Raw genomic sequence first — 25,546 nt, forward strand, 5'->3', positions numbered from 1 at the left:
GCGAGGGATGCGGCTAGGGGCATGGCATTTTCAGGAGAACCAATAAAGACCACCGAAGGGCGAAATAATCGCCGGTGGACACACGAATAAATCGCGGTCTCATTCCTGAAAATGCGCTTGGCCTGGGCTTACCAGAGCATCCCACTTACCGGGCGCCACACAGGCGCACCACGAGACCAAATCGGCACGAGACAGCCATTCCAGGGTTATTGTTTCGCCATACCAGCCTGAAAAATCAGAAACAGCTGAGATGTGGACACGCTTCGACCTTCGAGTCGAAATTAATCCGCGGCATCTCCCTATTCCACGTCGGTGATGAGGGTGCGGATCCTCGCGTCGGGTTCGGCGTCGATCTCACGCAGCGCGGATTCGTACTGGCGGTAGGTCTCGGCGGCGCCCCGGGTATCGTCCTGCTCCAGATACAGGCGAATGAGGGCGTGGTGGGCCTCCTCGCTGTAAGCATCTACGGCCACTGCCTGGGCGAGCAGGTCGCGCGCGGTGTCGCGGTCGCTTTCGGAGGCCAAGCGCAGTAGTGCGTTGAGGACGCGCCGGCGCAGGTGCAGGCGGTGGTGCTCGGCCCAGGCGTAGTCGGTCTCGGCGGCGAAGTCGGCGTAGCCGGCCACGGCATGCTGCAGGCGTCGGCGTGCCTGCGCATCGGCGGTGTCGTTGTGCTCCACTGCGGCGAGAACGGCTTCCAGGTCCCAGAGGTCGACGGTCACGGTGGCGGTGTTGAGCCGGTATCGGCTGTTCTCGTGGACGACGAGCGGGGTGGTGTCGGTGCCGGAGCCGGTGCTGCGCTGGGCTCTGCGTAGGGCGCTGGTGGCGTCGTGGAAGCGGCGGGCGGCGCGGTGGGGGTTGTCGTGGGGCCACATGTCTTCGGTGGCGCGTTCCAGCGTCACGCCGTCGGGGTGGGCGGCGAGGTAGGCGGCCGTTTCGTAGGCGGCGTGGCGGCGCAGGGCTACCGGTTCGGTGCCGATGGCCAGGCTCACGCGGCCGAGGACGCGCAGTTCGACGCGGTCGGGCTCGTGGGTAGTCGTGGTGGGCAGGGCGGCGATGAGGTCGGCGAGTGTGCCGGTGTCGGTGCCGGGCCAGTGGGCGCCGGTGAGGTGCTCCAGGGCGGGGTCGGTGGTGGTGAGGGCGCCGTCGTCGGCGATGGTGCAGGTGCCCTCGGGCCAGGCGCCGAGCAGGAGGGCTGCGATGCCGCTGTGGCGTCCCTGGGCGAGTAGCGCGTGGAGTTCGGCACGGTGGTCGTTGTCGGGACGTGCCACGAGTAGGAGGGGCCGTGGCGGCTGCGCGTCCGTCGTGGCGTCGTCGTCCTCGTCGTCGCCGGGGTGGGACAGGAGCTCGGTGTGCAGCAGGGTGAGGGCCTCGCTCAGGCCTGGGGCGACGGTGACGGTCGAGGTCGCGCGCTCAGCCAACAGTGTGGCCGTCTCGGCCCCGAGCACGGTTTCGGCGTCGTCGTGGGGCATCACCACCTGCGGCGGGGGTTCCTCGTGGGTGGTCACGGCTGCGGCGAGCAGGCTGCGGGTCGCGGCGGGGGCGCCGGGGCCGGTGGTGCCCAGACCGCCGGCGCCCAGGTCGAGCACCGTGGCGTTGTCGACCTTGGAAGGGGAGTCCTGAGCTGTCGTCTCGCGGTCGGTTTCCGAGGCGGGCTCCGCCGGCGTTGGGCCCCGAGGGGGTGTTTGCTCGGCTGGGGCGGGGGCTGGGTGCCGGTTGCCGTGGCGGCGGCCCAGGGCGAATCCAGCGGCGACTCCGCTGGCGGCCATCGAGGTCAGCAGGAATCCGCCGGGGAGCTTGAGCACGATCACGGCCTGGTCCTCGTCGGCGGCCGGGGCGGGCTCGGTCTCCGACCCCGCGGACCCCTCCGGCGCCGTCGGCGAGGGGGTGTTCTGTGGCTGCCCCTGCTGTGTCTGCCCGGGTTTTTCTGAGCCAGGGTTGTCCTGGGGCTGTGGGGTGACGGTGTAGGTGATCTCGACGCGGCGCTGGGCCTCCGGACTTGCCCCGTCCAGGAGTTCGGTTTCTCCTGCTCCGCGGGTTTCGATGGGTGGTGCTGTCGCGCCGAGCTGTTCGCGCAGATAGGTCGCGGCCGCGTCGGCGCGGCGCTGGGAGAGCTGCCGGTTGTAGGTCGCGTCGCCGGCGGCGTCGGTGTGGCCGGTGACCTGGATAGGTTGGTCCGCGTCCGTGTGGTTGTCGATCATCGTCACGACCGGTGCGAGATCGGTCTTCATGGCCGCGGTGAGGTCGGCGGAGTCGTAGCCGAAACCGTCGAGGACACGTTCGCGCTGGATCACGCCTTGCGGGCCAGCGGGCCGATCGTCACCTTCGCTGTCCCCGGGCTGCACCGATGGCTGCGGCTCCGCCGTCGGTGGCGCCTCCACGGCGGAGTCCGTCGGGGCGGCGGCGTAGGCGGCCGCGGGGGTGGTCAGGGAGGCGCCGATGGTGGTGGCGGCCAGCACCTGCAGCGGCCCCAGCGGACGCAGCCGCGGCCCCCGTCCGCTCGCCCACGCTCGGACTTCGGCGGCCAGCGCTAGAAGGTAGAGGCCCCAGACCGCCCACAACGCGAGGATCAACGCGGCGGCGCCGAGGCCGGGCGGGAGCGCCCCGCCGCGCAGGTGGGCAAGTACCGCCGTGATCGACAGGTCCAGCCTGGGCCAGTCCAGCAGCACCAGCGCGGCATACGGCAGGCCCACCAGCAGCAGGGCGCTGACGGTCAGGGCGGTGATTCGGCGGAGGATCACGGCGACCTCACAAGGGATCACGGGTCAGGCGGTCGTGTTCGGGCCGGCGGTGGCGGTGGCGGCCACGGGGCGGGTGCCCAGGGGCAGCAGCGTGAAGGTGTGGTCGAGGCGGGCGGTGACGGTGACGGTCGCGCCGTCCACGCGGGCTTGGCCGTCGGCGCCGGAACGGTGCAGGAAGGACTGGGCGGCCTGTTCTGCGGCCGGGGCGTTCAGCGTGGCGGTCTGCCCGGCGCGGTAGGCGGCCAGGTCGAGTTGTTGGGCTCCGGCGCGCGCGGCCTCCTGGGCCAGCGACAGCGCGCGGCTGCGCGTGCTCAATGCGGCGCCGCCCTCGGCCACCAGGGCGAACAGCAGGATAAGGGCGAGGGTGATGATGACGACGAAGGCCGTCACCTGTCCTCGGTCCTCACGCAGGGCCGTGGGGGTCATGGTCGGCTCCGGTACACGTCGACGACCGCGCTCGCCTCACCGTGGACCTGCGAGGTGAGGGGAACGCCGAGGCCGGAGTGGCCGGCCAGGTCCACGTGGCAGGTCAGCGCCGCCTCCACCGTGGTGCCGGGCTCCAGGCTGGCGATGTCCAGTTCCAGGGTGTAGGCGGCGCAGTCGAGATCGTGCGTACGCGGTGCGTTCGCCACGCTTTGGCGGGCGGCCTGCTCGGCGGCCGCGGGGGTGCGTTGCAGGGTGGCGGCGCGGGCTGCGGCGTGGGCGAGGGTGTTGGCGGTCATCTCGGCCGAGACCATGCGGTAGGCCAGCACGGTGAGCAGCGCGAGCAGGATGAGCAGCGGCGTGAGCACAGCCAGCTCCACCGACGCGCTCCCCCGTTCGCGCCGCCTCACCGCTGCTCCCCCTGTGCGGGAACGATCCGTTCGACCGGGGCCTGCTGCTCTTGGGTGATCGGCCAGGACAGCCCGGGGATGAGCGAGGGAACCTCGGCCCGGATGGCCACCCGAGCGGTGGTCGCACTGCGCTCGATGCGGACGTCGACGTCGGTGAGCAGATCGCCGCCGAGCTGGCCTGCGGCCTGGTGCGCGGCGGCGTGCCCGTCGGCCTCGCTCGCCCCGACTGCACGCGTGGCGGCCAGGCCGTGGCGGGCGATAGTTTCGGCGGTGTGGCCGGCGTGGGCCCACAGCGCGGTCTGCACGACCAGCATCACCAGCAGCAAGAGCAGCGGGGTGGCGATCGCGAGTTCGGTGCTGCCCCGATCCCCGCGGGCGTGGCGCCGTCGCTCGCCCACGGCTATTGCAGGGTGATGGATTCGGCCCGGTCCATCACGGCGTTGGAGATCAGCGCCAACGCCGCCAGGGCGAGGGTGGCCAGCAGGGCGATGACGATGACGGCTTCGGTGGAATAGCCGGCATCCGAGCGCGGCGGCCGCAGGCGGTTGGTGATCCGGGTGGCGAGGTGGGCGGTGAGGCGATGGAGCATCGAAGCCTCCTCACGAGGGGATAGGCGAACTCATCAGGGGTTCTACAGGCCGGAGAGGATCAGGCTCAGCGCCGGGTATCCGATGAGGATCAGGAATCCGGCGAACAGGAGCACGACGGGCAGGCTCATGCGTTCGGTGGCGGCTTGGGCGTCGGCGTCCATGGCGGCCAGGTGCTGGGTGCGCAGGGATTTGGCTTTGGCGGCCAGGGAGGCGCGCACGCGGGCGCCGTCGGCGCCGGCCAGTTGCAGGCTGGCGGCCAGTTCGGCGAATTCGTCTAGGTCGTAGCGCCGGCCGAGGTCGCGGAGCGCGTCCCAGGGGGGTTGGCGGCGTACGGCGGCGGCGCGCAGCGCGGTGCGGATGCGGCGCATGGCCGGTGCCGTGCTCGCGTTGGCGGCCTCGTCCAGGGCGCTGGTGACGCCGGCGCCGCCGGCCAGTGCCACGACGGCGAGGTCGGCGAAGGCGGCCACGGTGTGGCGCATCTGCCGGCGGCGCTTGGCGGCCTCGTCGCCCAGGGCGAGGTCGGGGGCCAGCCACAGCACCAGGGCGAGGATCGCCCAGATGAGCAGCCCGTAGGCGCCAGCGACGTCGATCCCGGCGGCCAGCAGGAGGGCGCCCAACAGCGGTGGGACGGCAAGGCCCAGTAGGCCGGTGGTGGTCTTCTCGGCCAGGTAGGCGGCGGTGTCGCGTTCGCAGATGGCCAGGCGGGTGCGGGTGCGCGCGGTGGGCAGCCCGAGGGCGGCCAGGACCGGGATGCCGGGGGCACCCAGCCGCATGCTCCACCCGCCCGGCCGGTCGCCCGGCGGGGTGGGTGGGGGTGGTTCGGTCAGCAGCTCGATGAGCCGGGGGCGGGCCAAGCGCACCAGGAGCATCAGCCACAGCCCGGCGGCGAAGACGGCGCCGCCGGCGATGCCGAGGACGAGCGGGCTCATGCGGCACCCGCCTGCGACCCGGTGGGGGCGAGGACGCGGGGTCCCAGGTCGTGGTGGGACAGGCGCGACAGCCACACCAGGGCCAGGGCCCACAGGCTGCCGATGAGCGCCAGCACCGCCTGGCCCAGCAGGCTGTCGTAGGGCTGGAGGTAGGAGGAGTTGTATACGAGCAGCCCGGTCGCGAGGGCGAGGGTGACGGTGATGATGATGCGCATCGCGGTGCGCACCCGGGCGCGGCTGGCGGCCACGCGCACGAGCATCGCCGCCTGTTCCCGGGCGGCCTCGGCCAAGCTGGACAGCAGGGATCCCAGGTCGGCGGCGTGGCGTCCGGCCGCGCTGGACAGGGCGGCGGCGACCAGGTCGGCGGTGGGCGTGTCCACCGCGTGGGCGAATTCCGCGAGCGCGTGCTGGGGGTCGCGGGTGCTGCGCAGCTGCTCGGCCAGGCGTTGCACCTGCGGGCGGATCGGGCTCGGGGCGATGGGGGCGGTGGCGGTGATGGCCTGCTGCAGCCCGGAGGCGCCGGCCATCAGGTCGCGTACCTGCTCGGTCCAGGAGGCCACCGCTTCGATCCGCGCCACCCTCGCCGCATGCGCCCGGTCCGGCCCGAGAAGGGTGGGCAGCCACCACAGGCCGGCCCCGGTGAGCAGGACGGCCACCGGCCAGCCGGTGAGCGTCCAGGCCAGTAGCCCTCCCCCGGCCGCGCCGGCCAGGCGCAGGAGTTGACGCCGGCTCCGGAACAGCCGATAGGTCCCAGCGCCTCGGCCGGTGCGTGGTGAGGAAGCGGCAGATGCGAGCACCAGCCAGAGGCCAGCGCCCAGCGCCAGTCCGCCAGCAACGCCGAGGATGGCCGCCGTCGTGCTCATGCGGTCCACCCCCCGGGGCTGCTGCCGAGCAGGTGGGTGATGTCGAAGCCGTGCTCTGACAAGTCGTCGATGGTGTCGGGGCTGGGCGGGGCGGCTGGCAGCGCCTCCCCGGTGCGGCTGCGGCGATAGATCTCGTTGGAGGCGACCCGCTGGCCCTCGGCACCGACGACTTCGCGCACGCTGGTGACCATCCGCTGCCCGGTGGGGGTGGCCGAGAGGTGCACGACCAGGTGCACGGCCGCGGTGATCAACAGCGCGGTCGCCTCCAGCGGCAGCCGCTCACTGCTTTGGGCGGCGTAGGCGCCGATCTTGGTGAAGGCGCCTTCAGAGGAGGCGGCGTGCAGGGTGGTCAGGGAGCCGTCGTTGCCTTGGCTCATGGCGTTGAGCAGCGGCACGGTCTCCGACCCGCGGGTCTCACCGACGATCACCCGGTCCGGCGACATGCGCAGCGCCGAACGCACCAGATCGGCCACGGTGATCTCACCGGCACCCTCCACGTTGGGCGGGCGTGCATACAGCGCCACCGCATCGGGGTGGGCGTCCCGGTCGCGGTGCAGGCCAAGTTCGGCGACGTCCTCGACGGTGACGATCCGCTCCGAGGAGGCGATCTCCGCGGCCAGGGCGCGAAGCAATGTGGTCTTGCCGGCGTTGGTGCCGCCGGAGATGACGATGTTGCGCCGGGCCCGCACCGCCGCGGACAGCAGCGCCACGAGGGGTTCATCCAGGGTGCCCAGCGACCGCAGCTCGGCAAGAGTGGTCGTGCGGTAGCGGTGGCGCCGAATCGAGACGGCCGGAGCGTGGGCGATGTCCATCACCGCGTTCAACCGGGAGCCGTCCGGCAAGGGCATGTCCAGAATGGGCGCGGCCGGGTCGAAGCGCCGCTCACCGGCCGGTGACTCGGCGGCGATGCGGCGCACCAGCGCGACCAGTTCCTGCCCGCCGGAGACCACGGGCGGGCGGTGTTCGCGGCGCCCGTCGGCGTAGCGCACCCACACGTCGGTGCCGGTGAGGTTGATGTTTTCAATGTCGGGCTCATCCAACAGCTCCTGCAGCGGCCCGAGCCCGCACACCTGGGCCACGGCCCGTTGGGTCACCGCCTGTTCGGAGGCCGAATCCAGGACCGGGTGTCCTTGGGAGAGCAGGCGCTGGGCGGCCTCATCCAGGATCTGGCGCACGGTCTGCTCGGCGCGGCGCCGGTACTCCTCCCCGGCCAGCGGAGCGTCTTCGGACGCCAGGGCGGTGCTAAGGCGGCGGGTGGCCTCGCCGGCGACGAAGCGCACCCACTCGGCCAGCGCGGCCTCGGCCGACGTGTTGACCGTGACGGGGTGCTGTGGTCGGCTCATCCGCGACGCACCTCCACCGCCGAGGCCTGCGGCGCTGTGCTCGCCAGTTCGTCGGCGAGGCGGTGGGCCGAGCGCAGCAGCGGCCGACGATGGGGGCGCGCCGGGCTGCTCTCGCCCCGCAGAAAGGCCGCGGAGCGTGGGTCGGTGGGGATGCGCTGCAGGACCGGCGTCCCCAGTTCCTCCTGCACCTGTGCGTCGCTGGTGCGGGCCCCGGTCACCACTAGGCCGAGCTTCTCCACGCCGGTGCGCAGGGCGGGCAGGGCCGCCTGGGCGCGTTTGAGCTGAGCCAGATCATCGGCCACTACCAGCAGCGCCACATCAGCGGCGGCGGCCAGGTGGGCCGCGGGCGAGCGCGGCGCCAACCGGCCGGCATCGACCACCCCCACCGCGCCGGGTGCGCGCAGGACTTCGGGATGGCGGGCCAGCAGATCGATGGCACCCGCGGCCCGATCGGCGGTGGCCGGGGCCAGACACACCCGCTGGCCGCCCGCCAGCACCTGGGCGCATCCCAGCACCGGTGCCGCGGCTGCGATCGCGCTCTCGTCGGTGCGGGCGGTGGCAGCCAGCTCCGCCACTCCGGGGGCGGTCGGCATGCGTCGCCATGCGGCCAGGTCGCCGCCGGAGGCGTCGGCCTCCACCAGCACGCTGGGGACCGGTTCGGGCCAGGCAGCGGCCAGAGCCAAAGATGCGGTGGTCACACCGGGCGCACCGCCGAGAGAGAACACGACGATCAGCGGCATCAGCTCTCACCTCCGGAAACCTCCACCACGCTCAGCGCATCGGCCGCGGCCGCTCGGGCCACCGCCTCGGCATCGGCGGCATCGACCACCAACTCCACCCGTGTGGCCTGCCCGCCGGCGGCGTCCTCGGGCGTGGTCACCGACTGCACCCGGCCCGAAATCGCCTCCTGGGCCGACGCCGCGGGTGAGGGCGGAGGTGAACCCTGCGTCTGCTCCCCTCCCGAAGCGGGCGAACCGTCCTCGCCGGGCGCGGAGGTGATGACCACGGCCACCCGAGCCCCGGCGCGCACGGAGGACGGCATCTGGTTGGGGGCCAGGCTGGCTCCGATGACCGCCTCCCCCTCGGCCGGGTGCGCATCGCCGCTGCCCAGCGCCTCCGGAGCGATCAGCGTGTTCTGGTTGATGGGAGCCAGCACCGTCTTCCCGACCAGACCGTCGATCCGCGCGGCCGGCACGGCCGCCAGCTGCTCGCCGCCGGCGATCTCCACCACCTGCAGGTCGCCCTCGACCACCACGTGCCCCGCGGGAAGATCTCGGGCCGCGGCCACGACCCCGCTGCGGTCATCGACCTGGCCCAGCGCCGTGGCCACCGCTGCCGCACCCACGGCCATCAGAGCGGCGCCCGCAGCCAGCCACCGCCACCGCCGCGGTCCACTGCCCAGCAGCCGTTGCGGGGCAGCTCCCTCGTCCGACTTGTGCTCGTTCCTTTCCGCCACTGCGGCCATTCGGCCTCCCGCTGCACTCTGTGCTTATCCGGTCGGCTCCACCAACCCGTGGGACTCCACGACTTCCACCTCGGCCCCGGTCGTGGTCACCAGCGGATCCAGTTCGCCGCTGCCTTCGCTCGACTCCCAGGTCACCTCCCAGACGACATCCACACTCAGGTCATAGGCGCCGCCGCGCTGGGTGGTGGAGGCGCGGGTGTAGGTGTGGCCGCACTCCGGCGACGCCGCCGCGGGATCGTGGCGCCCGGCCACATACGCCACGCCCGGCCCGTCGCACGTGACCGTGGTGCCGTCGCCCATCGACCACCGCGCCCGGTCCGGAGTGGCCGTCACCGAGACCGCTCCCCCGGGCACCTCCGCCTCCGCCGAGTGGGGGTTCCAGGTCTGTTCATCGATCCACAGCCAGACCGGCACTTGCACCAGCACCGGCTGCTCCAACGCCGGCGACGTGGCGATGTCCGGCTGTGGCAGTTCCAGCGCGTCGCGGGCGGCGTCGGCCACCGCAACCGGTGACACGATCACGTCCTCGGCGCCCAGGTCCTCCTCGGTCAGCGTGGTCTCGCACTCCTGCTGCCCGGGAGCGACTTCCTCACAGTTGGCCTCAACTTCGCCGCCACCCTGCGAATGGTCCTCGGCTCCCCCACCCGGGGAGCCACCGGCGTCCTCGCTGCCCTGTGACACCGAGCCGGGCGCATTCCGACCGGACTCCGCGTCGGCTTCGCATCCGGAAGCGTCGCAATGGGCGTTGCCCTCGAAATAGTCGGGGTCGGCCCAGGCAGTGGAGGCCCCGACGAGCAGTGCTGTCACGGTTACGCCTCCAATGGTCAAGCGCCGTGCCGCGATCAGCATGAACCGATCTGGCCCAGCAGGAGTTCTGAGACTTTCCAGGTGAGCCCGTTCTGATGGACGGTGGCTTCGACCTGCCGGTGGATGGGGCCGTCGGGCTTCTCCTCGACCAGTTCGCCGGTTTCGGCGTCGTGCTGCAGCCATTCGGTGGAGTCCATGCAGTCACGGATTTCGGCCGTGCCAGCCTCGGCATCGATCTCTGCCACTTCAGCAGAGTGGGAGGGCGCGCCCTTGGCGACGACACCGTCCTCGGCTCGCCCTCTCAGGTTGTCGCGGGCGTACTCCAGAGCCTGGCCGGTGGCATAGCGCTCAAGCGCCGTCAGGTCAGGGTCCGTACTACGGGACTGCTTGGTGATCGCGCCCCACAGGCCGGTATACGCACCCATCGCTTCGTCGGCGGCCGACGGTGGGGAAGACGTGTTCGCCTGTGAGGGAGACTCCGTGGGCGCGGCGGGTCCGCCGTTCGACGATGTGCATCCCGCGGCGGCAAGCACCGCCAGCGCGATGCCGCCTATCAGCGCCCCACAGCACGCACGAGCCATCGGTCACCCCATGACTTCACCGCGTTCCCGACCGAAATCCGACTCCCGAGAGTAATACGACCGTCACTCTGATTGAAGGGAGTTCTCCGGCGAAAGCGAGGGATAACCGGATCCTCACGGAGAGGTAAGCCTGCAGGCGAAGGAAAGGGACGCCAACCTCGTGTCTAGTGATCATTTCTCTAGTGAAGAGCGATGTTCGAGACGGAAAGGTCACCTGTGATCTCCCGTCCCATGGCGGCACAGACTCCAGCGCAACGCTCGACAAACGCCGGTACCGACGGCACCCCTCATCTCGTCGTGCGGGGATCGGTGATGTTCGGTCAGCCGCTTCGGGGCACCCTTGAGCCTCTTCTTCACCAGTCGGCCGCGCGACGGCTCCAGCACCGACGAGGCATCACGACGGCCCCGTCGCAGGGGACGGACCGCACGAACCGACGTCGACTCGCGCAGCGGATCTGCGACCTCCTCGACAGTAAGCTCGGTGACCGCCACCTGCCGCATCCCCTAAGGCACCTATGACCGCTGCTGCCACCGAGATCATCGTCCGCGCTGTCATCTGCCGCGACGGCCGACTCCTCTTGGCGCGTCAACGCGACAAGGCCTGGTGGTTCCTGCCGGGTGGCCACGTCGACCCCGGCGAGCGGGTGGAAGCCGCTTTGGTCCGCGAGTTGGGTGAGGAACTCGGTACCGCGACCACGATCACAGGATTTCGCGCTGCGGTCGAGCACGGCTACATCGAAGACGGCATCACGCACCACGAGCTCAATCTCGTATTCGAAGTCGCCATCACCGGCACCGAGCCGGTCAGCCATGAAGATCATCTCGAGTTCCACTGGGTAGCCCTGGATCAGCTCGTCGATGCGGACGTTCGGCCGGGCGCTCTCAAAACCGCCCTCGTCACCGCCGGGGACGACCCCACGCAGTTCTGGCACGGGTGGAACGGCTGACGGGTCAGCCGCCGACAAATACCACTCTGCGGGAACAGGCCTTTTGCGCGTGCAGTCCCTGCGGGGCATCCGCACGTCTCTACCCTGGTGGGCCATGAAGAAGGTCGCGATCGTCGGCTGCGGCGGCAGCGGCAAGTCACACCTGGCCCGCGCACTGGGCCAGGTCCTCGACGCCCCGACCACGCACCTGGACGCCGCGTTCTACGACGACGAGTGGAACGCCCGGCCCACGGACGAGTTCGCCCAGCTGCAGCGCGAGATGGTCTCCCAGCCTCTCTGGGTAGTCGACGGCAACTACAACTCGACCCTGCAGATCCGACTCGAAGCCTGCGACACGGTGGTCTTGATAGACGTCTCCACGATCGCCGCGCTCTACGGGATCTTCTCGCGGCAACTCCGGCACGGGGCCGGGCACAAGGGCGACGGAGTGCACAACCGCCTCCACTGGGGCGTACTCACGTACGTCGCGACGTATCGCCGCACGATGCGGCCGCGCATAATGGCGAAGATCGAGGAGTTCGCCGCCGGCCGGGCCGGCGTGGTGCTTCTGGCCAACCGGCGCCAGACACGACGCTGGCTGCGGGAGGTCGCCGCCGAACAGGCCTGACCGCTCCGCATCGCTCACGGGTGCGTTCGCGTGGGCGATGCTCAGCCTCTCGGGAGGTCATACCGGCAGGTGCGGCACCGCCGACACCGATCCGTCGGCGTGCCGCACCTGCCGAGGGATTGAATGTCAGTCCTGCGGCGCGACGCGGATCCGGTTGCCATCGGGATCGGCTGCCAAAAAGGTGCGGCCGAACCCCGCGTCACGAGGCTCCTGCAGGATCCTGACGCCCATGGACTGCCACTGCTGGAAGAGGGCATCGAGTTCCTCGGGGCCACCGTCGATGGCCAGGCAGACCTCGCTCGTTCGGGGGACATCGGGCGAGAGACCCTCGAACTGCTCCGCCCACAGGGCCAGGTCGGCACCGGGCCCCAGGTCGAAGGCGATATAGCCCGGGGTTTCCAACGACGGGCCGATACCGAGAAGCTCACCGTAGAAGCGAGCTGCGGCCGGCGCGTCGTTCACGTAGACGATGGTCACCACGGATGCGGACATGGTCGGTTCCCTTTCGATCGATCGTGGGCTGCGGCTTTGGCACGCAGACACAGACTGACCTGCATATACGCCGGATGATGGCGCAATTTCTGCCACGATCGAGATCATGACCCCTGACCGGTTCTTCTCCCTGATGCTGCTTCTTCAGTCGCGAGACGCCGTGACCACCACCGACCTCGCCGCGGCGCTGGGAGTATCGCTTCGAACGGTCACCCGGGACCTGAACTGGCTGCGTGAGGCCGGATTCCCCGTGGCTGCACAGCGTGGCCGGTCCGGAGGAGTCACCGTGCTCCCCGGCACAGGGCTCGACCTCACCCGACTCACCCCGGGTGAGAGGCAGACCCTGTCGCTGACGGGACTGGATGACAAGCAGCGGGACGACCTCAACGCCTCCACCGAGACCCGGCACGCGCTCGCCAAGCTCGCCAAGACACATCCGGGCCGCTCTGAGGACCTGATTCCGCTCACCGAGGCCGTACAGGTCGACAGTCGCCCCTGGCTCCAACCACGGCCTGACGGCACACCCCCGGCAGCGCTCATCGGCCCGGTGCGGCGGGCCCGGCAACTGCGGATCGAATACAGCCGCTCTCGCGAGTCACCACCGAGCACGCTCGTCGTCGATCCCTACGGGCTCCTCGCCAAGGCCGGCATCTGGTATCTCGTCGCCGACTGCGACCGAGCACCACGGATGTTCCGCCTCGAGCGGATCACGTCATGGACGGAAACCGGTCACCGACGACGGCTACGTCCCCGCCAGACATTGCACAGCGTCACTGCCGGCCTCACCGCGCAGTGGGAACACGACCACGTCGTCGAAGTCTCCGCGACCATCGACGAATCCCAGCTCGAACGTGCGCAACGGATCTTCGGACAGCGGCTCCTCCTGCAGAAGCACGCAGACGAAACCGCCGCGTACGAGGCCACCATCAGGTTCCTGCACCTTGAAGACGTGCGAGCGCTGCTGCCGTTCGGCAGGTCCGTTACCGTGCACGGGCCCGTCGAGGCCAAGGCGCGTCTACACGACCTCGCTACCGAGGTGGCCGACCATCACAGGCCCTCATGAATCTCCTTGCCCCACGATGATCGGTACGCACCTCGTGAGATCACCGGCGCGCGACCGGAGCACCACCCCGTCCCGGAAGGAGAAGTCGCCGTGAGGGCGCTGCCGGGATCGGAACTACAAGGAGGTTCCCCGGCGGCAGGGTCAGGTGCGCACGGCCGGAGCCGACCAGCTACGGCGCGGCCTCGGCCGGTGGGTACGCCACCAGGCCAGCAGCGTGAGGGCGTCGATGCTGTCGCGTTCGTGCAGCCCTTCGGCGTCCATCAGGTAGAAGTGGCCGCTGCGTTCCCCGAACCAGACGATCAGGCCGGGATGGGCGGCCTGCAGGTTGGCAGCGGCGGCGTAGCGAGGGGTGCGTCCCCAGCGTGCAGTCACGATTCCTCCTGGGATGTAGTGGCGACCCGGTGTGCGGCGGTGCGCATCCCCTCGGCCAGCTCGGGATCGCCGCGCGGCACCGTCTCCACCACGTCAGCGAGCGAGCGCGCCTGGGCGGGGGTGATCCGGGCGGTGTAGGCGTCGCTGCCGGCGGTAGCGTGCATCCGCAGTTCGACGTACGGTGCTGCCGGTTGCGTGTAGGGGGCGCGGCCGTCGATGCGCTCGTGCCAGACCACGGCCACGGTCAGGGCGACGGTGCCGTGGGTCCCGCGGTAGGTGGTGCTTTGGTGGATGCACCACGCCTGCCCGCGGATGGATCGTTCGGGATGTCTGCCGCGGCACCACCAGGGGCATCCGGGCGTGTTCATGTCCTGCGGGGCGGCCGCGGGGGCGTGGGGGCGGATCATGGTGACCACCCGCCGGGAACCTCGGCGGTGAACCCATCGAGCGCCTCGAGGTCGTCGGTTTCCTGCCGACCGGGGTGCGCGTCGGTGGACGGGAGCGCGGCGCCCGGCTGCTGTGGGCCGGGACTCCGATGGGCCGGGATCGCTTCATCCCGCGCCGCAGTTTCGTCCGGCGGAGCCGAATCGAAGACGAGCAGTGCCCAGACGGAGTGGCCGCCGTCGGCATGGTCGATGGTTCCCCAGGCACGGGCGGTGGACTCGATCAATAAGAGTCCGCGGCCTTCGGTCTCCGCCCCACCGGGGGTGCGCAGACGGGGCACGGTCGGTGTGACAGGGCGCGGGCCGTCGTCGGCGACTTCGACGACGCACCCGCACACGAGGGGCGCGATGGTCAGTCCGATCCTGCCGTCGGGCAATCCGCTCCTCGTGTGGCGATAGGCGTTGGTGACGAGCTCCGAGACGATGAGCTGGGCCTCGAAGAGCAAGGGATGACTCGGACCGAGGACGGTGGTGACCCGGGGCCGGGCGATGCCGGCGGCTTCGGGAGTGCCGGGGAGCCAGCACTGTTGTTCGGGGGACATCAGCAGGCCTCCTGGAGGGATTCGGGGCCAGGTCAGGACACCGTCACGGTCGTCGCTGACGTGCGTGGGGCGAACCGGCGCCTCTGTGTCTGACCGGGCCGGATGAAGGGCTGTTCCGAACTCTCAGTATCACGATCAACTCACACACACGCAATCCATACTGAGGAAAATTTCCCTAGCGTGGATTGCGGTAAGTTGGTTCGGTGATGTCCGATGCGCCAAACTGGAGCTGCGAACTGGGAGGTGTCGAGTGGGCCAGAGCCCGGCAGGCGTCGCGCGGCGGACGATCGCCCGCGTCATGCGCCAGGCCCGCGTGCGGGCGGGCATCAAATCCGGAACCGCCGCGCACCACGCCGGCATCGCGCCCGGAACCCTGACCAAGTACGAAAAGGCGGAGAACCCCTGGCCCGTCTCGGTCGTGCACCTGCTGGCCGAGTACTACGGACTCTCCACCGACGACCGCGACCGCATCGTCGGCCTCGCCCGCCAGCGCGAGCCCGGCTGGTGGCAGCGCCACGGCGACAGCGTCCCCGCTTGGTTCGAGCCCTACCTCGGGCTCGAGCAGGAGGCCCACACCCTCCACAACTACGAGGACGGCACCGTCCCCGGCCTGCTGCAGACCGCCGATTACGCCAGGGCCGTCCTCACCGCCGACATCGACGCCGGCTCACACGACCAGATCGCCGCCCAAGTCGAGATCCGCACACGCCGCCAAGACCGGCTCACCGATGAAGCGCCGCTGACGTTCAACGCGGTCATCAACGAAGCCGCCCTCTACCGCGTCGTCGGCGGCACCGCGGTCATGCGCGAGCAGCTCCAGACGCTGCTGGATCGCGCCGACTTGCCCAACGTCGACCTCCGGATCCTGCCGTTTGAGGCCGGCGCCCACACCGGCAGCGAAGGCTCCTTCGTCATCATGGAGTTCCCCGGCATCCTCGACGACGTCGCCGCCGGCGACGTGGTGCTGGTGGAATACCGCATCGGCGCGCTCTACCTGGAAGAGGAGCCCGAAACCGCCTCCTTCTCCCAGGTCTTCCAGCGTCTACGGGAAACCGCGCTGAGCCCTGAGGAGTCCCAGCGACGTATCCAGCACCTGCTCCAGGAGAGATACGCACCATGAGGCACGAGGCGACCAACGACAGCCCTGGACCGCGCTGGCGCAAGTCCAGCTACTCCGGCGGCGCGGGCGGCAACTGCGTCGAGGTCGCAGCTGTTACCGACCAACGTCTGATCCGCGACAGCAACCAGCCGGAGGCGGGCGTTCTGAAGTTCTCAGTTCGGGAGTGGACAGCGTTCCTCGCCTCGGCTCGGCGCGAGGATCTGTAGGGCTGGTCGCCCTGCTTCCCCAGGCGTGTGGCGCCTTCAGCCATGCCTGTTCACGCCGCCACTATGAGGGACTCACTCTCCAGCACGAACAGTGAGAACACGGCCAACAAGGTCACGGATATCGACCGACTCCAACGTCCCCAGGACCAGGTCCGCTCCCACTCCCGTCAGATCATCGACGGAGCTGGTTCCAGAGGCGACTGCGATGACGCCCACTCCGGCCTCTCGCGCCGCTGCGATGTCCTTGGGGGTGTCTCCGATAAGGACGACCCTCTCCCTCGGCACCGACATGCCCGCTCGTTCCGCAGCTCGGGCGAGAGCGACCTCGACCAGCCGCGGCCGGTAGGAGTCGTCGTCACCGTAGGCTCCTACTGCCAGGTCCAAATGGCGATCCAAGCCGAACGCGCTCAGCTTGACCTGCGCCGCTCGTCTTGTGTTGCCCGTCAGCACACTCTGCATCACGCCGGAATCCGTCGCCAGGGCACCAAGGGCATCCTCGATGCCAGGCAGGACGCGCCCCCGCTCCCGGAGTTCGTCCGAACGGGCGCGGTACCCGTCCGCCTGTGCGGCTGCGAAACGCTCGAACAGCCCCTCCTCGCGGTCCTGAATCCCATTGAGCTCCAGGGTCTTCTCCAACAGCACCGGTTCCGTGTGCCCGTGGGCCGTGGCCATGCCAGCGCTCATCGTGGCTCCGGTGGCCTTCTCGAACGCTTCCCGGAACACAGCGCTGCCCACACCGCGGGTCTCGATCAACGTGTGGTCGACGTCCCAGAGGACGAGGCAGCGGGGCAGCATAGGCGGCTCCAACAAGGGGAATCGGGCGCGGGCCATTTACCATGTACCCCCACGGACGCTGTTCCAGCCGGGAGGGCGGGATCATGTCGCTGGGTCAGGTCTTCGCGCAACGTGTGCGGTGGCATCGCACTCGGCAGGGTAAATCCCAGGCAGTGGTCGCAGGACTCGCGGGCCTGAACGCCGAGTACCTCGGACAGATCGAGCGTGGATACCGGGTCCCGTCATTGGATGTCGTGGAGGCTATCGCCGGAGCTCTCGGGGTTTCCGTGCCCGAACTGGTAGCCGAGAGCAGTGAGCGCCCCTCACCCGCTCCGGACGTTCTATTGGCGTCTGAACTACACCGCGCTCTTCTCCTCCAGCAGGAAGCCTCCTCTGGCCGCAGTACCGACGAGCTACAGGAAGCGGTCGAACACGCGTGGCGCCTCTGGCAAGGGGCCGCAGACCGCTACAGCCGTCTGGCTGCTGTGGTCCCCGACCTGATCGGTGACGTCGCTACAATCAACGCCCCCGGAACAACCGATCCCCTTCTTGAGCATCGAGTGGCAGCCGACGCTTATGCTCTCTTGCGGACTGTGGCTCGGCGCATCGGGCGCCCCGACCTGGCGCTGGTCGCGGCCGATCGTGAGCGTCGGGCCGCCGAGCAGACAGAGGACGATGTCCGCCTGGCACGGGCGAATTGGAACCTCGCACACGCGTTGCTGGGGCAGCAGGAGCCCCAAACAGCCGAGGAAATCGCCTTAGCGGCCATCGCCGATATCAAAGGGCATGGAACCCGCGAAGCCGCAGCGATCAGCGGCGCGCTGTGGCTGGCCGCCGCTGTGGCCGCCGCGCGCAGTCAACGAAGATTCGCGGCCATCGAGCGCATCAGGGACCATGCTCGCCCTCTCGCGGAAAAAACCGGGGAAACCAATGTGGGGCGGACCGCCTTCGGACCGACCAACGTCGCCCTACACATGGTCAGTGTCGAACTCGAGGACGGCCACACCGCCGACGCCCTGGCTATCGCCGACGAAATCGATCCGGCACCGCTCCAATCACGTGAGCGCCGCACAACCCTGGCGCTCGACCTCGCCCGCAGCCACGCAATGCGGTCCGATCCAGGGGCTGCGCTGCTGCATCTGCTAGAAGCCGAACAGTGCAGCGCCGAGGAACTTCGCTACAACCCGACGGCGCACGACACCGTGCGCCGGGTATTCCAGCGCGCCCGTCCGTCGCTCCGCAAGCAGCTCACCGCTTTCGCCCAGCGTGTCGGCATCGAAGACGAACTCGCCGCCGGTCACACGCTTTCCTAGCTCTGTGCTAGGACCTCGCAACGCTAGTAGGCCTGGTTACGCCCTTCCGTAGGTTCGTCCTCGCTGCACGATCCATCACGCTGCGAGGAGACAAGGAATGGCCGACTGCCGAACGCCTTTGGCCACATATGCGTCCGCAGTGGCGCGGGCGCAGCGATGCCACCGGCCAGTGTCCGTCGATGGACACAGCATGTTTGGGCAAAGGCCGGACTTCGCTATCCGCAGGAGCTTCGGGACAACACCGGCCGTTCGCCAATGCCTCGTGTGGGCGGGCAGCGAATGCGCACCGGCCAATCAGGCAGGTGCGTCGTGAGCAGAGCTGACGACACTGCCGCTGGCGCCCTGGCCCGTCTGCGCCGGCATTACCCCTACTGGGACATCCGGTATTACGCCGCCACCTCGCTGCCCGAACGCGGCGTGTTCGTGGCCAGCATCGCACCGGCTCCCAAGTTCCTCAGAGGAGTTCTCACCGCAGCGGCTGCCAGCGAGGAAGGGCTCCTTCGGCAGTTGGAGATCCATAACCCCGTGGCGAGCCGCATCGCAGAGGCCGCCGGCACGGGCACGCGGGATCTCCCTGCAGGCGAAGAAGCTGTAGCTCGGCTTCAGAGACAGCATCCCCAGTGGCGGATCCGCTATGAGATTGAGCCCGGCGGCGGCCAGTTCGTGGCCACACGGTCCCTCACCGCTGAGCAGGTCGGGTTCGGGCTGCTGGAGACCGTGTCCGCCGACGACGCCATGGAGTTGGCGCACCGCTTGGCCTATCAGGACGCCCTGACCGCCGGCGCGGAGGCAATCGTCCGGGGCATCGATATCGATCCCGAAGACCTGATCGAAGGCGCCGGCGACCTGGTCGCCGGCTGCGAGGAGCTTCTGCGCCGCGCCGCCGGAAACCTCTGAGGCCCCGCCGCCGCACACGCCCCGAACCAGGCCAGGTCCAGCTCGACCGCCCCCTCCCTCGTGTGAAAGCGACTCTTATGCCGCTGCCCCCCGAACCCCCACCCCCACTGCTACGGCTGGACGATCCCGCCCTGGACCTGCCCACCACCCTCGACCGCCTCGACGAGGAGCACTTCCAGCGCGGGCTGGTGCCCGTCGAGCTGGAGAAGGGCGTGCCCGCCTGGCTCATGATCAGCCTGCCCGTGCTGCACCGCGTCCTCAAAGACGAGCACTACTTCGCCCGCGACCCCCGCGCCTGGCGCGACCTGTGGAACGGCACCATCCCGCAGGCCAGCCCGCTTAAGGCGCTGTATCCGCCCCGCCGGAACGCCTTGTCGGTCGACGGGAACGAGCACCAGCGGCTGCGCACGGCACTGACCGGCGCCCTGCAGGAAGTCTCCCTGGCTCTGCTGCCAACCCGCATCCGCGAGATCGCCGACGTGGTCATCGACGGGTTCTGCACCCGGGGCCGGGCCGACGTGGTCTCCGAATACGCCTCCGTCCTGCCGCTGCTGGTGCTGTGCCGCCTGTTCGGCATGGACCAGCCCGCCGGGCTGCGGGTGGGCATGGCCATGCAGCGCCTGTGGGACGGCGAGGCCGACGCCGGCCACGCCCACCACCAGCTCCAAGACCTCCTGATCGGCCACGCCGCCCACCGCCGCGCCCACCCGGGCCGCGACATCACCAGCGGGATGGTCGCCCGCGGGCTGGAGGACGAGGAGATCCGCGACCAGCTCGCGCTGATCATGGCCGCCGCCCACGACCCCATCGCCCACGCACTCGCCAACACCCTGGCCGACCTGCTGGCCACGTCGCGGATGCACATGGTCGGCTCCACCTGGCTGATCAGCGAAACCCTCAACCACGGGATCTGGCGCCACCCGCCCCTGGAGACCCTGGTGGGCCGCTTCCCCACCGCCGACGGGCTCGAGGTGGGCGGCTACCGGCTGGCGCGCGGCGACTGCCTGGTCATGGGATTCGGCGCCGCCCAGCGGCACCAGCTGCGCACCGCCCCACCCGAACCCTCCAACCGGGCCTACCCGGTGTTCGGCATGGGCCCGCACGGGTGCCCGCAGCTGGGCCGCGACATCGCCCTGGCCATCGCCCAGACCGGGGTGGAACGCCTCCAGCAGCGCCTGCCCGACCTGCGCCTGAACGAGAACGACGCCCCGCGGCGCGCCTCGACGGTCATCGCCGGACGCCGCGCCCTTCCCGTCACGTTCACCCCCGCCCGCCCCTCACCCAGGAGGACCAATGGACCCCGTCTCCCGCCCCGCAGCGCGCGTCCGCCTCGCACTCGACGACCCCGCAACCAACACCAAGTGTCTTCGCGAGGCTGGCCCGGTGGCTGCGGTCGAGCTAGCCGGCCTGCACCTGTGGGCCGCCTGCAGCGACGAGGCCCTGCGCACCGTCCAAGGCGACACCGGCGGCACGTTCCTGCGCGGGGCCGAGAACTGGCCCGCCCTCCAGCGCGGCGAGGTGGATCCCGCGCACCCGCTGGTCGCTCTGGTGGGCGACCTGCGCAGCCTGCTCGCCCTCAACGGCACCGAACACGAACAGATCCGCCGGCTGCTGCGGCCCGCCTTCACCCCGGCCGCCGTCAAACACCGCCGGGGCCGGATCGAGGCCATCACCGACCGCCTCCTAGACGAAATGGCACAGGCCGGGCCGCGGGCGGACCTGCTGGACTTCGCCTGGCAACTGACCGTGGAGGTGTTCCTCGACCTGTTCGGCCTCGGCCCCGAGCACGCCGAACGCTTGAGCGACATCACCACCCGCGCCTTCGCCCTCTCCGACCCCGGCGTGCACGCGGAGGCCCGCACCTACATCGCCGACCTGCTCGACCACACCCCACCCGACACCGCCAGCGGCGACCTGCTCTCCCTGCTGGCCACATCCCAGCGCAACGGCGACGTGTCACGGGCCGACGCCGTCGACACCTGCTACCTGCTGATCGTCGCCGGCTTCGACACCACCCTCGGAGCCCTACTCAACGCCGCCCAGGCCCTGGCGACCCACCCCGACCAGCGCGACCTCGTCCTCTCAGGACAGGTGGGCTGGGGGTCGGCGGTCGAGGAGTGCCTGCGCCGCTACAGCTCCGTGGCCACCCTCCCGATCTGTTTCACCACCCGCGAGGTCGAGCTGTGCGGCACCAAGCTGCCCGCCGGGGCCGGGGTGCTGCTGGGCATTTCCGCCGCCGGACTCGATCCCCACCGGTGGCAGGACCCGGAGGTCTTCGACGTCACCCGCAACCCCAAGGGGCATCTGGCCTTCGGCCACGGCATCCACTACTGCCTGGGCGCCCACCTCGCCCGCCTCGAACTGGAAACGGCCCTGTCGCGGCTGTTCACCCGCTTCCCCCACCTGCAACCGGCCGGCCAGGTGCCGCCTCTGCCCAGCTTCATGATCCGCCGCCCCGCCAGCCTGCCCGTGAACCTGACCCCCGGCACCGCCCGAGCCGCCTGATTCGGCGCCCCGTTCGGGCCCGAACTCCGCCCGCATAGACCGCTTCCGCGTTCGACAGGTGCATCATCATGCCCGACCACACACCCGCTCCCCCGGCCGGCGTCGACCCCTACACCCCCAGCGCCGCCCGCCTCTACGATTTTTATTTGGGCGGCAAGGACAACTACGCCGCCGACCGTGAGGCCGGCACCGAGCTCCTGGAACGTATCCCCGAGCTGCACAGCACCGCCCACGCCAACCGGTACTTCCTGCGCCGCGTCGTGCGCCACCTGGCCGCCGAAGCCGGCATCGACCAGTTCTTGGACATCGGCTCCGGGCTGCCCACCCAGGACAACGTCCACCAGGTCGCCCAGCGCCACGCCCCCGGCGCCCGCGTCGTCTACGTCGACAACGACCCCATCGTGCTCGCCCACGCCCACGCGCTCCTAGCCGAGGACCCCGCCACCACCGCGGTCGCCGAGGCCGACCTGCGCGACCCGGCCGGCATCCTCGCCCACCCCCAGATCCGGGGCATGATCGACTTCAGTCGGCCGGTCGCCGTGCTGATGATCGCCGTCCTGCACTTCCTCACCGACGAGGACCGCCCCTACGAGGTGGTGGCCGCGCTGCGCGACCGGCTGTGCCCGGGCTCCTACATCGCCGTCTCCCACCTGGAGAACGAGACCAGCCCCCAGCGGGCGGCGTTCATGGAGCAGGTCTATGCCCGCAGCTCCGCCACCTTGAAAGGGCGCAGCCACGCCGAGATCCGCCGGTTCTTCACCGGGATGGAACTCGTGGAGCCCGGTGTGATGCCCATCTCCCAGTGGCGCCGCGACCCCACCGAGCCCTACTGGCCACCCGAGCAGGCCTGGGGCGACGGCGGCCTCGGCCGCCTCACCCAACGGCCGCCCGCGGGCTGAGGGGACACGGGCTCGAAGCCGCACCGGGCGAGAGATGACCTTCTTCGATGTCGCCTCGGGCTTACCGAGGCGTCCGGCTCCCTGGCCGAACAGGCACACAACACCAACCTCTACGGGCCCCACAACCCGGGGCAGGGATCGGGTGGACCAGGCGCCACCCCGCCCACCCTGCACCGGAGCACCCCGCGCCGGCGCACCGGACCGCCGCCGCAGCCCAGCCCACAGTCGCCTGTGTGTCCGCTGCTTCCCGCACCGACGTGTTACGGAGTTGTATGAACCGGCGCCGCCCACGCCGCCCCGCCCCGGCCGCACCCGCAGGCCTGCCCGAACTGGCCACCAGCCGCTTCCACCCCTGGTTCGGCGACCTGCAGCGCCTGTCGCTGTGGCACATGCTCACCCGCCTGCCCGCCCTCATCGCCACCGCCCTGCGCTGGAGCTGGAAAGCCAGCCCCCGCGACACCCTGCTCACCGTCGGGCTCAACATCGCCGCCGGCGCCTTCTCCGCCGTCGTACTCACCGCCGTGGTCGGCATCCTGCAGGGTCTGTTCGCCCAGAGCCCCACCCCCGAGCGGCTGCAGGCCGCCCTGCCCTCCCTGCTGCTGGCCGGAGCCGCCACCCTCACCCGCGCCGCACTGCGCTCCGCAGCGATCTGGGCCCAAGGCCGGCTCACCCCGATGGTCGAGCGGGCCGTGGAGGTCGAACTCGTCTCACTGACCACCGCCACCCGCCTGGAGGCCTTCGACGACTCCGACTGGTGCGACCAGATCCACCGCGCCCGCACCCTGGGCGTCTACGAAGCCGGACGCATCACCGGCTACGCCGCCGACATCGCCACCGAGCTGGTCAGCCTGCTGGCCGTGGCCACCGTCCTCACCGTGTTGCACCCCGTGCTGCTGCCGCTGCTGGCGCTGACCGTGGCCCCGGTCGGCTGGGCCGCGATCCGCTCCGCGCGAATGCGGTATGCGCGGATGCGGGCGCTGAGCACCTCCAACCGGCTGCTGTACATGTACACCCACGCCATGACCGAGCGCGAGGCCGCCGCCGAGCTGCGCGCCTACGCGATGCGCCCCATGCTGCTGGCCGAATTCGCCCGCATCTCCGACCACGTCCGCGACGCCCTCCTGGCCGTGGTGGGGCGCCAGACCACCACCCGCGCTGTGGGCGACGTGCTGGGCGGCATCGCCACCCTGGCCACCTACGCCGCCCTGGTCGCGCTGCTGCTGGCCGGGCTGATGCCGCTGGCGGTGGCCGGGGCCGCCTACCTCGCCCTGGGCCAGGGCAAAGCCGCCCTGGATCGGCTCATGAGCGCCGTCAACTCCTGCTACGAATCCGGCCTCTACCTGTCGGACCTGCTGGAGGCCTTCGACCAAGCCCGCCGCCGCACCCCGCCCGCCACCGGCACCACATCCCCCGGCCCGCTGGAAGAGCTGCGGGTGCAGGGCGTGGACTTCGCCTACCCCGCCGCCGAGGCCAACGCGCTCACCGGAGTCAGCATCACCGTCGAACGCGGCCGGGTGGTGGCCCTGGTCGGGGAGAACGGGTCCGGCAAATCCACCCTGGCCACCCTCATCTCCGGGCTGTATGTGCCCGATGCCGGTGCCATCACCTGGAACGGCACCGACATCGCCGACCTGGCCCCCGACGAGCTGCACGCCCGGATCGGGCTGATCCGCCAGCAGTACCACCAGTGGCCCTTCTCCGCCGAGCGCAACATCACCATGGCCGCCCCCGGGGACGCCGACCCCGACCGGCTGGGCCGGGCGCTGCGTCTCAGCGGCGCCGACCAGGTGGTCGAGGACCTCGCCCACGGGCTGGACACGCCGCTGGATACCCGGTTCAAAGACGGCGAGGATCTCTCCGGCGGGCAGCGCCAGCGCATCGCCGCCGCCCGCGGCCTCTACCCCCAGGCCGATCTGGTCATCGCCGACGAGCCCACCGCCGCCTTGGACGCCCGCGCCGAGGAGCGGCTGTTCGCCACGTTCCAGGCCGCCGCCGAGGGGGCCGCGGTGTTGCTGATCACCCACCGGCTGGCCAGCACCCGCAGCGCCGACTGGATCTACGTCCTCGACCACGGCCACGTCGTCGAACAGGGCACCCACACCGACCTGATCACCCACGGCGGGCTCTACGCCGAGCTGTACGGGATCCAAGCCGCCGCCTACAACGGAGTCACCCCGCACCGGCACACCGAAGAAGTGCCGTAGCCGCACCCCGGTGAGTCTTCCGATCCGTCCGCCCACACTCAGTCCACGGAAGGGGCAGCCATGCGCTACGTCCACTAATGCCCACCCGGCGGCTACGGCAGAACCGCTGGCACACGTCTGAATGATCACAGATGGAGCGTCGGCTCCGCTCACTCGACAGCGAATCTGAAAAGACCGAGGCACACTCGCGCCATCCACGACCTGGAATATTCTACGTTCTGCGCAGCACATACGACACTTGTGCACAAGACAGACGTTCGAATATGTTCAGGGCTCACGAAAGTGGTCGTCTGGCGAGACGGGGAATCTGGTGGACGACAAGATACCGCAGCGCATGCTCTTGCTGGACGCCTGCGGTGTTCTCGTGGGCGAGCCGATGGGCCCGCTGTTTTCAGCAGTCGCGGCCTCCTGCGGTTCCCGTGTCGACCAAGTCCAGCTTCTTTTCCGTGATCATCTTCGGGATGATCTGTGGAGCGGCCGGATCTCCACGAGAGATTTCTGGGACCGCTTCGCTGCAGCGGTAGGACACGACTGCGCACCGCGTCAGTGGCATACGACGATCGTCGATTCCATGGCCCCACTGCCTGCAGGGGATTCCGTCTCCGGCTGGGCCCAGCGTGCGCGCTTGACGCTTGTCTCCAACCACCGACACGAATGGCTGCTCCCCGTGCTGCACAAGCTCGGGATTGAGCGGCACTTCCACGCGGTTGAGATCTCCAGCGTCACCGGTCTCATCAAGCCCGATTCCGCAGCGTTTCTGCACGCCCTCGACGGGCGCTGCCCGCGTTCGGCCTTGTATGTCGATGACAAGGCCGCAAACGTGCGGGCGGCACGCGATGTGGGCATCAGCAGTCTCCAAGCCGACCCGGCGGGAGACTGGATCGACGAAGTAGAAAGGTGGCTCGGCTCTGCATCCGACAGCGCGCACCTTCGATCGGACGTTCGTCGAGCAGATCCCTCAGATCACCGCGAGTCTCTCCAAAGAAGTCGATGACCTCCCCGCGGTTGGCCGG

29 protein-coding genes are annotated in these 25,546 nt (G+C 70.1%); 11 read left to right on the forward strand and 18 right to left on the reverse strand.

Annotated elements, in window-relative coordinates; translation table 11 throughout:
* Positions 1-299: 299 nt before the first annotated feature.
* Genes HNR25_RS09060 through HNR25_RS09115 form a run of 12 tightly spaced genes read right to left on the reverse strand, consistent with a single transcriptional unit; the run spans position 300 to position 10,149 of the window.
* Entirely contained in the window at positions 300-2,738 is a 2,439-nt protein-coding gene (locus HNR25_RS09060; protein WP_184634217.1) for an OmpA family protein, read from the reverse strand.
* Between the two features lie 24 nt (positions 2,739-2,762).
* Positions 2,763-3,164, reverse strand: a complete 402-nt coding sequence (locus tag HNR25_RS09065; protein WP_184634218.1) for a pilus assembly protein TadG-related protein — start codon at positions 3,162-3,164, stop codon at positions 2,763-2,765.
* Positions 3,161-3,541 carry a TadE/TadG family type IV pilus assembly protein gene (locus tag HNR25_RS09070; protein WP_184634219.1) on the reverse strand — a complete coding sequence of 127 codons (381 nt, stop codon included), beginning with the start codon at positions 3,539-3,541 and terminating at the stop codon, positions 3,161-3,163. The genes HNR25_RS09065 and HNR25_RS09070 overlap by 4 nt, the downstream gene beginning before the upstream one ends.
* Before the next feature lie 26 nt (positions 3,542-3,567).
* The gene (locus HNR25_RS09075) at positions 3,568-3,969 is read right to left on the reverse strand and encodes a TadE/TadG family type IV pilus assembly protein (RefSeq protein ID WP_312862429.1); all 402 of its coding nucleotides are present in this window, start codon (positions 3,967-3,969) and stop codon (positions 3,568-3,570) included.
* 2 nt (positions 3,970-3,971) lie between these two features.
* Positions 3,972-4,160 (reverse strand): hypothetical protein, encoded by a 189-nt coding sequence (locus HNR25_RS09080; protein ID WP_184634220.1) that lies wholly within the window; start codon positions 4,158-4,160, stop codon positions 3,972-3,974.
* Between the two features lie 42 nt (positions 4,161-4,202).
* Positions 4,203-5,090, reverse strand: a complete 888-nt coding sequence (locus tag HNR25_RS09085; RefSeq protein WP_184634221.1) for a type II secretion system F family protein — start codon at positions 5,088-5,090, stop codon at positions 4,203-4,205.
* Entirely contained in the window at positions 5,087-5,953 is an 867-nt protein-coding gene (locus HNR25_RS09090) for a type II secretion system F family protein (RefSeq protein WP_184634222.1), read from the reverse strand. Before HNR25_RS09090 ends, HNR25_RS09085 begins: the two co-directional genes overlap by 4 nt.
* Entirely contained in the window at positions 5,950-7,296 is a 1,347-nt protein-coding gene (locus HNR25_RS09095; RefSeq protein ID WP_184634223.1) for a TadA family conjugal transfer-associated ATPase, read from the reverse strand. Before HNR25_RS09095 ends, HNR25_RS09090 begins: the two co-directional genes overlap by 4 nt.
* Positions 7,293-8,036: a hypothetical protein gene (locus tag HNR25_RS09100; RefSeq protein ID WP_246463544.1), complete on the reverse strand. Its 744-nt coding sequence runs from the start codon at positions 8,034-8,036 to the stop codon at positions 7,293-7,295. The genes HNR25_RS09095 and HNR25_RS09100 overlap by 4 nt, the downstream gene beginning before the upstream one ends.
* Complete coding sequence (locus HNR25_RS09105; RefSeq protein ID WP_184634224.1) at positions 8,036-8,761, reverse strand: SAF domain-containing protein; 726 nt, start codon at positions 8,759-8,761, stop codon at positions 8,036-8,038. Before HNR25_RS09105 ends, HNR25_RS09100 begins: the two co-directional genes overlap by 1 nt.
* A 24-nt stretch (positions 8,762-8,785) precedes the next feature.
* Positions 8,786-9,568, reverse strand: coding sequence for a hypothetical protein (locus HNR25_RS25785; RefSeq protein ID WP_246463545.1), 783 nt, complete (start codon positions 9,566-9,568; stop codon positions 8,786-8,788).
* Positions 9,569-9,603: 35 nt separating this feature from the next.
* Complete coding sequence (locus tag HNR25_RS09115; RefSeq protein ID WP_184634225.1) at positions 9,604-10,149, reverse strand: hypothetical protein; 546 nt, start codon at positions 10,147-10,149, stop codon at positions 9,604-9,606.
* 515 nt (positions 10,150-10,664) lie between these two features.
* Between HNR25_RS09115 and HNR25_RS09120 the strand changes: the two genes are divergently transcribed.
* Both HNR25_RS09120 and HNR25_RS09125 read left to right on the forward strand, forming a co-directional pair.
* Positions 10,665-11,096: an NUDIX domain-containing protein gene (locus HNR25_RS09120; RefSeq protein WP_184634226.1), complete on the forward strand. Its 432-nt coding sequence runs from the start codon at positions 10,665-10,667 to the stop codon at positions 11,094-11,096.
* Positions 11,097-11,190: 94 nt separating this feature from the next.
* Positions 11,191-11,703: a P-loop NTPase family protein gene (locus tag HNR25_RS09125; protein WP_184634227.1), complete on the forward strand. Its 513-nt coding sequence runs from the start codon at positions 11,191-11,193 to the stop codon at positions 11,701-11,703.
* Between the two features lie 126 nt (positions 11,704-11,829).
* Here HNR25_RS09125 and HNR25_RS09130 read toward each other — a convergent pair whose 3' ends face one another.
* On the reverse strand, positions 11,830-12,195 hold the full coding sequence (locus tag HNR25_RS09130; protein ID WP_184634228.1) for a VOC family protein: 366 nt from the start codon (positions 12,193-12,195) through the stop codon (positions 11,830-11,832).
* A 106-nt stretch (positions 12,196-12,301) separates the two neighbouring features.
* Between HNR25_RS09130 and HNR25_RS09135 the strand changes: the two genes are divergently transcribed.
* Positions 12,302-13,258, forward strand: a complete 957-nt coding sequence (locus tag HNR25_RS09135; RefSeq protein ID WP_184634229.1) for a helix-turn-helix transcriptional regulator — start codon at positions 12,302-12,304, stop codon at positions 13,256-13,258.
* Positions 13,259-13,399: 141 nt separating this feature from the next.
* Here HNR25_RS09135 and HNR25_RS09140 read toward each other — a convergent pair whose 3' ends face one another.
* Genes HNR25_RS09140 through HNR25_RS09150 form a run of 3 tightly spaced genes read right to left on the reverse strand, consistent with a single transcriptional unit; the run spans position 13,400 to position 14,615 of the window.
* Positions 13,400-13,630 carry a hypothetical protein gene (locus tag HNR25_RS09140; protein ID WP_312862430.1) on the reverse strand — a complete coding sequence of 77 codons (231 nt, stop codon included), beginning with the start codon at positions 13,628-13,630 and terminating at the stop codon, positions 13,400-13,402.
* The gene (locus HNR25_RS09145) at positions 13,627-14,046 is read right to left on the reverse strand and encodes a DUF6907 domain-containing protein (protein WP_184634230.1); all 420 of its coding nucleotides are present in this window, start codon (positions 14,044-14,046) and stop codon (positions 13,627-13,629) included. Before HNR25_RS09145 ends, HNR25_RS09140 begins: the two co-directional genes overlap by 4 nt.
* A complete protein-coding gene (locus tag HNR25_RS09150) occupies positions 14,034-14,615 on the reverse strand; it encodes an ATP-binding protein (RefSeq protein ID WP_184634231.1) in 582 nt (193 codons plus the stop codon). Before HNR25_RS09150 ends, HNR25_RS09145 begins: the two co-directional genes overlap by 13 nt.
* A gap of 250 nt (positions 14,616-14,865) precedes the next feature.
* On the opposite strand from HNR25_RS09150, the gene HNR25_RS09155 reads away from it, so the two are divergent.
* Together HNR25_RS09155 and HNR25_RS09160 are read left to right on the forward strand one after the other, a co-directional pair.
* On the forward strand, positions 14,866-15,735 hold the full coding sequence (locus HNR25_RS09155) for a helix-turn-helix domain-containing protein (RefSeq protein WP_312862431.1): 870 nt from the start codon (positions 14,866-14,868) through the stop codon (positions 15,733-15,735).
* Positions 15,732-15,941: a DUF397 domain-containing protein gene (locus HNR25_RS09160; RefSeq protein WP_184634232.1), complete on the forward strand. Its 210-nt coding sequence runs from the start codon at positions 15,732-15,734 to the stop codon at positions 15,939-15,941. The genes HNR25_RS09155 and HNR25_RS09160 overlap by 4 nt, the downstream gene beginning before the upstream one ends.
* Before the next feature lie 72 nt (positions 15,942-16,013).
* On the opposite strand, the gene HNR25_RS09165 is transcribed toward HNR25_RS09160, so the two are convergent.
* Complete coding sequence (locus HNR25_RS09165) at positions 16,014-16,736, reverse strand: HAD family hydrolase (RefSeq protein WP_184634233.1); 723 nt, start codon at positions 16,734-16,736, stop codon at positions 16,014-16,016.
* Between the two features lie 83 nt (positions 16,737-16,819).
* On the opposite strand from HNR25_RS09165, the gene HNR25_RS09170 reads away from it, so the two are divergent.
* On the forward strand, positions 16,820-18,028 hold the full coding sequence (locus HNR25_RS09170; RefSeq protein ID WP_184634234.1) for a helix-turn-helix domain-containing protein: 1,209 nt from the start codon (positions 16,820-16,822) through the stop codon (positions 18,026-18,028).
* 309 nt (positions 18,029-18,337) lie between these two features.
* Positions 18,338-18,925: a hypothetical protein gene (locus HNR25_RS09175; RefSeq protein ID WP_184634235.1), complete on the forward strand. Its 588-nt coding sequence runs from the start codon at positions 18,338-18,340 to the stop codon at positions 18,923-18,925.
* Between the two features lie 110 nt (positions 18,926-19,035).
* Here HNR25_RS09175 and HNR25_RS09180 read toward each other — a convergent pair whose 3' ends face one another.
* Complete coding sequence (locus tag HNR25_RS09180; protein ID WP_184634236.1) at positions 19,036-19,740, reverse strand: hypothetical protein; 705 nt, start codon at positions 19,738-19,740, stop codon at positions 19,036-19,038.
* Positions 19,741-20,218: 478 nt separating this feature from the next.
* Between HNR25_RS09180 and HNR25_RS09185 the strand changes: the two genes are divergently transcribed.
* The 4 genes from HNR25_RS09185 (at position 20,219) to HNR25_RS26805 (ending at position 25,527) form a co-directional block, all read left to right on the forward strand.
* Positions 20,219-21,430, forward strand: coding sequence for a cytochrome P450 (locus HNR25_RS09185; protein ID WP_184634237.1), 1,212 nt, complete (start codon positions 20,219-20,221; stop codon positions 21,428-21,430).
* A gap of 68 nt (positions 21,431-21,498) precedes the next feature.
* The gene (locus HNR25_RS09190) at positions 21,499-22,329 is read left to right on the forward strand and encodes an SAM-dependent methyltransferase (protein WP_184634238.1); all 831 of its coding nucleotides are present in this window, start codon (positions 21,499-21,501) and stop codon (positions 22,327-22,329) included.
* A gap of 272 nt (positions 22,330-22,601) precedes the next feature.
* Positions 22,602-24,533, forward strand: coding sequence for an ABC transporter ATP-binding protein (locus HNR25_RS26445; protein WP_184634239.1), 1,932 nt, complete (start codon positions 22,602-22,604; stop codon positions 24,531-24,533).
* A gap of 310 nt (positions 24,534-24,843) precedes the next feature.
* On the forward strand, positions 24,844-25,527 hold the full coding sequence (locus tag HNR25_RS26805) for an HAD hydrolase-like protein (RefSeq protein ID WP_184634240.1): 684 nt from the start codon (positions 24,844-24,846) through the stop codon (positions 25,525-25,527).
* Positions 25,528-25,546 lie beyond the last annotated feature (19 nt).

Origin of the sequence: Streptomonospora salina (assembly GCF_014204715.1) — a bacterium.
Classification (GTDB): Bacteria; Actinomycetota; Actinomycetes; order Streptosporangiales; family Streptosporangiaceae; genus Streptomonospora; species Streptomonospora salina.

What these genes read in the sequence shown, in the direction of transcription:
- HNR25_RS09090 (WP_184634222.1), bottom strand. Translation starts at nt 5,953, where the DNA reads ATGAGCACGACGGCGGCCATCCTCGGCGTTGCTGGCGGACTGGCGCTG.
- HNR25_RS09190 (WP_184634238.1), top strand. Translation starts at nt 21,499, where the DNA reads ATGCCCGACCACACACCCGCTCCCCCGGCCGGCGTCGACCCCTACACC.
- HNR25_RS09100 (WP_246463544.1), bottom strand. Translation starts at nt 8,036, where the DNA reads ATGCCGCTGATCGTCGTGTTCTCTCTCGGCGGTGCGCCCGGTGTGACC.
- HNR25_RS09065 (WP_184634218.1), bottom strand. Translation starts at nt 3,164, where the DNA reads ATGACCCCCACGGCCCTGCGTGAGGACCGAGGACAGGTGACGGCCTTC.
- HNR25_RS09120 (WP_184634226.1), top strand. Translation starts at nt 10,665, where the DNA reads ATGACCGCTGCTGCCACCGAGATCATCGTCCGCGCTGTCATCTGCCGC.
- HNR25_RS09160 (WP_184634232.1), top strand. Translation starts at nt 15,732, where the DNA reads ATGAGGCACGAGGCGACCAACGACAGCCCTGGACCGCGCTGGCGCAAG.
- HNR25_RS09105 (WP_184634224.1), bottom strand. Translation starts at nt 8,761, where the DNA reads ATGGCCGCAGTGGCGGAAAGGAACGAGCACAAGTCGGACGAGGGAGCT.
- HNR25_RS09185 (WP_184634237.1), top strand. Translation starts at nt 20,219, where the DNA reads ATGGACCCCGTCTCCCGCCCCGCAGCGCGCGTCCGCCTCGCACTCGAC.
- HNR25_RS09095 (WP_184634223.1), bottom strand. Translation starts at nt 7,296, where the DNA reads ATGAGCCGACCACAGCACCCCGTCACGGTCAACACGTCGGCCGAGGCC.
- HNR25_RS09165 (WP_184634233.1), bottom strand. Translation starts at nt 16,736, where the DNA reads ATGCTGCCCCGCTGCCTCGTCCTCTGGGACGTCGACCACACGTTGATC.
- HNR25_RS09130 (WP_184634228.1), bottom strand. Translation starts at nt 12,195, where the DNA reads ATGTCCGCATCCGTGGTGACCATCGTCTACGTGAACGACGCGCCGGCC.
- HNR25_RS09135 (WP_184634229.1), top strand. Translation starts at nt 12,302, where the DNA reads ATGACCCCTGACCGGTTCTTCTCCCTGATGCTGCTTCTTCAGTCGCGA.
- HNR25_RS09170 (WP_184634234.1), top strand. Translation starts at nt 16,820, where the DNA reads ATGTCGCTGGGTCAGGTCTTCGCGCAACGTGTGCGGTGGCATCGCACT.
- HNR25_RS09125 (WP_184634227.1), top strand. Translation starts at nt 11,191, where the DNA reads ATGAAGAAGGTCGCGATCGTCGGCTGCGGCGGCAGCGGCAAGTCACAC.
- HNR25_RS09115 (WP_184634225.1), bottom strand. Translation starts at nt 10,149, where the DNA reads ATGGCTCGTGCGTGCTGTGGGGCGCTGATAGGCGGCATCGCGCTGGCG.
- HNR25_RS09085 (WP_184634221.1), bottom strand. Translation starts at nt 5,090, where the DNA reads ATGAGCCCGCTCGTCCTCGGCATCGCCGGCGGCGCCGTCTTCGCCGCC.
- HNR25_RS09150 (WP_184634231.1), bottom strand. Translation starts at nt 14,615, where the DNA reads ATGTCCCCCGAACAACAGTGCTGGCTCCCCGGCACTCCCGAAGCCGCC.
- HNR25_RS26445 (WP_184634239.1), top strand. Translation starts at nt 22,602, where the DNA reads ATGAACCGGCGCCGCCCACGCCGCCCCGCCCCGGCCGCACCCGCAGGC.
- HNR25_RS09080 (WP_184634220.1), bottom strand. Translation starts at nt 4,160, where the DNA reads ATGCTCCATCGCCTCACCGCCCACCTCGCCACCCGGATCACCAACCGC.